Annotated in this window: 4 protein-coding genes and 1 pseudogene; all 5 read right to left on the bottom strand. The window is 30.9% G+C overall.

The genetic code is table 11. The features are described from left to right. Window positions 1-117: 117 nt before the first annotated feature. Window positions 118-1,239, bottom strand: a complete 1,122-nt coding sequence (locus LBP67_04015) for a tail fiber domain-containing protein (protein MDR2084141.1) — start codon at window positions 1,237-1,239, stop codon at window positions 118-120. A gap of 194 nt (window positions 1,240-1,433) precedes the next feature. Then, the gene (locus LBP67_04010) at window positions 1,434-1,595 is read right to left on the bottom strand and encodes a hypothetical protein (GenBank protein MDR2084140.1); all 162 of its coding nucleotides are present in this window, start codon (window positions 1,593-1,595) and stop codon (window positions 1,434-1,436) included. Window positions 1,596-2,217: 622 nt separating this feature from the next. Continuing rightward, window positions 2,218-2,736, bottom strand: a complete 519-nt coding sequence (locus tag LBP67_04005) for a CPBP family intramembrane metalloprotease (GenBank protein MDR2084139.1) — start codon at window positions 2,734-2,736, stop codon at window positions 2,218-2,220. A gap of 78 nt (window positions 2,737-2,814) precedes the next feature. Further along, window positions 2,815-3,366: a DUF4143 domain-containing protein gene (locus LBP67_04000; GenBank protein MDR2084138.1), complete on the bottom strand. Its 552-nt coding sequence runs from the start codon at window positions 3,364-3,366 to the stop codon at window positions 2,815-2,817. A gap of 222 nt (window positions 3,367-3,588) precedes the next feature. Then, a pseudogene (locus LBP67_03995) lies at window positions 3,589-4,044 on the bottom strand (AAA family ATPase). Window positions 4,045-5,336 lie beyond the last annotated feature (1,292 nt).

Below are 5,336 nucleotides of genomic sequence, written 5' to 3'. Positions count from 1 at the left end.
TATCTATATGATACTTATCGCAGGCTGAAAAAAGAGATAATATGATCAAGCTTGTTACTAATGTTTTTATTAAATTTTTCATCGTGATGTGTTTTTAGTTTTACAGCGAAAATAGTTTTATTTTGTTAAAATCATCCGCTTTGTGTCAATAATTTTATTATCAATCATTAAAGTATAAAGGTACATTCCAGCAGAAAGTTCCGATGCATTTACAGTTATATCATTTAAGCCTGCTTGTGTAAGAGGGTACGATTTTAATTCAACTCCTTGTAAATTATATATGTGTATCATTGCTTTATTAAATCCTTCAGGTAAATAACATGTAATTTTAGTATTAGAAGAAAACGGATTAGGAGCATTTTGATACAGAATAGCTGTTTCATAAGAATTCTCTAATGTATTATTATTTGGTTCTATAGTCTCGCTTTTATTGTTTTGCGGTTCTTCGGATTCTTTAGATAATCCGCAACAATTATACATATACCTTAATATTTCCTCTAACTCTTTTTTCTGATCGGAAATTTCATTTTGAAGGGTTTCTATTAAAGCCTGTTGTTCATTAAAACCTTTAATAAGAATACTAATAAATGCATTATAATTCACAAACATTTCGTTATTACACGTATCTACCAAATCGGGTAAAATAGTTTTAAGTTCTTGCGCCAATACTCCATAGTCTTTTTTTCGTATATCCTGAATATTATTTGAGTCGAAAGAAACAGAGTCCGATTTGAAATAATACGAATATGTTCTTATTTGTTTTAAGATTGGGGTTACATCCTCTAATTGAGTAATATCTGTCTTTAATGTGCTATCCGATGATAGCAGATAGGCTTTAAATCTTATTTTATTGTATCCTAACTTAGGGTGATAAAAATTAATCCAAGGATCTTTTGTATTGTATGACCCGAAGTATGATTTGCCGTCTGATTTATTGCTTGCATGAAATGCAAATTCGGCGCCGTTGGAAGCAATTACAAGTTTCCCGTTTGAAGTGTTATTAGTGCCTATACCCACATTGCCGTTTGTAGTAACTTTAATCTGCCCCATAGCAAATGCAGTTACTAATAATAATGTAAATGATAAACCTATTCTCTTAAGGTAAAGTTTATGATTTCTTTTATGTGCAGGACTTTCTGAATTTGTATCCTTTTCTTGAGTTATTCCAAGAGCCATAAAGTTAATTGAATTATTGATTTGTCCCATTGTAACCTCCCTGATTTGTGTCGGGCGCAACATCTATGTTATTAATAGTTCTGTAAAGTTTAATATGTTAATTCCTGTCATTCCGTTCCAAAGAATCAATTCCTGCCTTCCATTTCCCTAAATCGTACTTAGCATTTTATCAAATGCTGCCTTGCTTTTGGGGAAACGGAAGGCTGCTTTTTTTAAATGCTGCCTTGCTTTTTTGAAAAGCAAGGCAGCATTTCGGTTTACTTCATTCTTTCGAATTTCAGAGTCGAAAACATCCCTTTTAAATCGCTTCCGAGGCGGAAAGCTAATTTCGACTTTTTAATCATAGATGCGTTGAATTTATTTGGAGCTTCCCTGTCCTTAGGGTAATATTTCTCCCGAATTACATGACTTACAGCCATAGTCTTTTGTTTTTGAATTCAGATTCTATTCGCCGGTCAAAAGTAAATAAATTTATTAAAAACAGAACCGGTTTTATAAATTTATTTTTCAAATTCATTTGCAGTTTCATAATTTTCAATAAATCCTCTTTTACAATAATAGAAACATTGCTGGAAATAGTAAACCCGGTATCTTTCAGCCATTGGCCGGAATGTTTCAGGAAGGGAATCCTGTTTAGATTTTCATAAGTATCATAAAAATTTCATTCGGTTCGGGTAAACAAATAGGATGCTTTTAATCGGCAGACCCTGATTTTTGGTAGTAACCTGAGGGTGTTGCAAAGGATAGATTGCTTTTTGATTGATTTGCACTGAAAAAATTTTATAGATTTTCTTTTCTGCTCTAACAGCACATGATGAGATAAATTATTCCGAACGTAAATTAGTGTCCAATATATTTATGGTATAGTTACTAATTGAAAGTTAATAAGTGAGATTGCTTTATTTTTTAATCCCCAGCTTTTTATCTTCAATGAAATCATATAAGGTAGATTTTCGGATTTCATAATGTTTTACCTCGTTTTTTTGTTGATAATTTAACATATTATTTCATCATTTATATCCTTATTTAAAACTTAATATTTTAGAATAAGTCATATAAAGATGAAGATGCATTCAGTAAGGCATGTACCAAAACAACAGACCAGAAAGGATTTTCTTTTCCTTTTTTGTATAAAACATAATACATAAAGGCAAATATCACACCTATTAAAATCGTTCTGATAATATTCAAAACACTTATTACATTAAAGTTATAAAAACTAGAAACATGTACTATTCCAAATATAAAACTAGAAATAAAAATATAATTTGCAGGAAACCCTTTAAACCGTCTGAAAAATTTATATGGTAACTTTTGGAAAATTAGAGTTTCTAAGATAGGGGCTAATATGATACTCCAAGCAATAAGAAAAAAAATCGGAACATTAATATTTACAGGATACTTCTCAAAATCAGTCTTAATAAGATACATAATTCCTGTAAAAATAATAGTAATTATTATACATAAACTCAAATGCAATAGAATAAAACAAGGATAATTTAACTTAATAACCCAAGTTCTATATTTTACTAAATATTTAGATGCGGAATTAATTTTCATTATAAATTTAATTTATTAACCTATAGTTGTTTTAAATAATAAACAAGGGCGGCCGTTTTTCAGACAGCTTATTTTATATTATATGAACGATTCGGATGAGTTATTTAACAACCAATCAATGGCATTTATTTGTTTTATACCATTATGGCTTCCTTTCTCGTAATCCATTGTAATCAACAATCTTTCATTGTAATCAGGGATTTTTGAGAATGGTGCAAGTTCTCTATCAAGTGTTTTTTGCTCTTTTACCGTGAACGCCACCTGAATATACTTTGTATAACCGTCTTTGCCTCTTGTCACAAAATCAACTTCAAGATTATCGGCTTTGCCAATCCAAATTTGTTCGTCACGGCGTTGTAATTCAAGATATATTACATTTTCGAGTAAATGCCCCGCATCTGCCGAAAGTTCTTTGCCAAGCAAAGCATATCTCAATCCCAAATCAACAAGATAATATTTTTGCTGTGTTGCCAAATGCTGTTTTCCTTTTATGTCATAGCGGTTTACTTTGTAAAAAAGATAGGATTCAACAAGTGTGTCAATGTATTTTGACACGGTTTTATTGTAAATTTTCTTACCGTTTGCAGTAAGAACTTTGGCTATATTTCCCGCGGAAACAGAAGTGCCCATACTATCAATTAAGAAATGAACGACTTCTCTATATGAAGTTTCATAATAGATTGTATGCCGTTTCTGTATATCATTTTTGTAGATATTTTGAAAAACAGTATTCAAATATTCGTATGCAAAACTTTCGCTATTCTGAGCAAGACCAACGGCTTCAGGAAATCCTCCTGTACTCATAAAATCGGCAAATGCGCGGTCTGGATTAGCGGATCTGTCTGTGCATTCCAAATATTCGGCAAATGAAAAAGGCAAAATATTGATTTCAAACGCCCTACCTGTCAATAAAGTTGCTAATTCGCCGGATAAAAGATAGGCATTTGAACCTGTTACATATAAATCCACATCGGGATTGACGAACAAACCCTCGAGCAATTTTTCAAATTCGGAAATGTTTTGTATTTCATCAATAAAAACATAGTTCATTACACCTTTTTGAAGTAGATTTTGAATATAATCATAAATTTCTTTTCAACCTTTTTCGGCAAGAAAACGAAATTCTGGCAAATCCAAATTTACGGAAACGATAGACACAAAGGGATTTTCTGCTTTCAATAACTCTTGAAACTGCAATAAAAGAGTTGATTTTCCACTACGCCTTACTCCTGTAATTACTTTTATTAAATTTTTGTCTTTCAATACAGAAAGTTTATCAATCTCTCTTTTTCTTTGAATTTTTTGCATATAAGTTGCTTTGTAAATCTTATTGCAAAGATGAATAAAATTCCTAAAACTTTAATATAGTTAATTCTTTTAGGAATTTATATTTTGAATACTGTTGCTATTATTACCTACAACATTCGTATAACAGTATTTACTCTTAATGGTTCAGGCTATATCAACACCGAAATAATTTACAATTAGTTTAATAACTTCATCGTCATCATAGCTAATCATACATTCGTAATTATTCCATTCATAATTATAAACATCTTGCGGATTACATTCGGCAGCAATGCGTTTATTTTCATAGAACTGGAATATTTCTGCAAGTCCTTATTTTATGCCAAATAATCCGTAATTACTTTGATTTGGAAAAGGAATAAGTCTCCGACTGTTTCAGATTTTTTCGGACTTATGCCTTTTTCAATAAGACATGTTGCGGTAAATTCTTTGTTTTCGGCTTTCAGGTTCAGAAATTGCTCCCGAAATTCTGTAATTTTCGAGGAAACAATACGCTCAATCTAACTTTTGTCAGGGTAATTTCGTTTGGGTTTGTTCATCTGAAAAATCTCAATAAATAGGATACGTTGAGATTCCGATGCTCGAATATTTTCGTTTTCCATCTTTCATAACTCGAAGTATCAAGGATGATTCATTGTTTGCCGATGTGTTAAACCGGCAGTAAATAACATCAATTGTTACATTTATGGTCTATATATCCTGATTTACACAACTCGTCTTAAACCCAGTAAAACCGTTCAAATACAGCATAAAAAAAGAGAATCACTTTTTGCGTAATTCTCTGTGCCAAGTGTCCTCGCAGGGGACAGAACTTATCTTTGCAAAAATCTGATAATGAATTTGTTTCTCCATTTAAATCATCTTTAAGTAATGATTTGGTAACGATTGTCAAAGTACGTGTTTTGTCTTCACTTGGAGCAGAAATGGCTACAAATGACTTAGGTGCAAAGTTACAATTTTTTTCAAGCAAAAAATCATTCTGATTGTAAATATTATATATAGGGCAAGGTGCAAGTATCTATATATAGATACTTGCACCTTGCCCTATATATTGATTTGAAATTGAAAATTTGCACTGAAGATTTTTATTTTGAAAATAATTCGATGCAGAGTTTCGTTTAAATCAAGTAAAAAGCAAGATGTTGTCTTTTGTTGAAAATAAATCATGAAATTATAATTTGCACAAGAAAAAAGTTTAAATTTGCAGTTTACTACATTCAGTGTAGTAAATCGGAAATTTAAACTATAATCAATATGGCTTTTTTAGAGCGTAATTATTTGGAGAAATATTT

This window comes from Bacteroidales bacterium (genome assembly GCA_031276035.1).
Taxonomy (GTDB): domain Bacteria; phylum Bacteroidota; class Bacteroidia; order Bacteroidales; family BM520; genus RGIG7150.
The sequence above is the reverse complement of the archived record's forward strand: the minus strand, read 5'-3'. Positions and strand labels throughout refer to the sequence as shown.

Excerpts from the sequence above, each read along its gene's own strand:
- LBP67_04005 (MDR2084139.1), bottom strand. The coding sequence starts at position 2,736 with ATGAAAATTAATTCCGCATCTAAATATTTAGTAAAATATAGAACTTGG.
- LBP67_04010 (MDR2084140.1), bottom strand. The coding sequence starts at position 1,595 with ATGGCTGTAAGTCATGTAATTCGGGAGAAATATTACCCTAAGGACAGG.
- LBP67_04000 (MDR2084138.1), bottom strand. The coding sequence starts at position 3,366 with ATGGGCACTTCTGTTTCCGCGGGAAATATAGCCAAAGTTCTTACTGCA.
- LBP67_04015 (MDR2084141.1), bottom strand. The coding sequence starts at position 1,239 with ATGTTGCGCCCGACACAAATCAGGGAGGTTACAATGGGACAAATCAAT.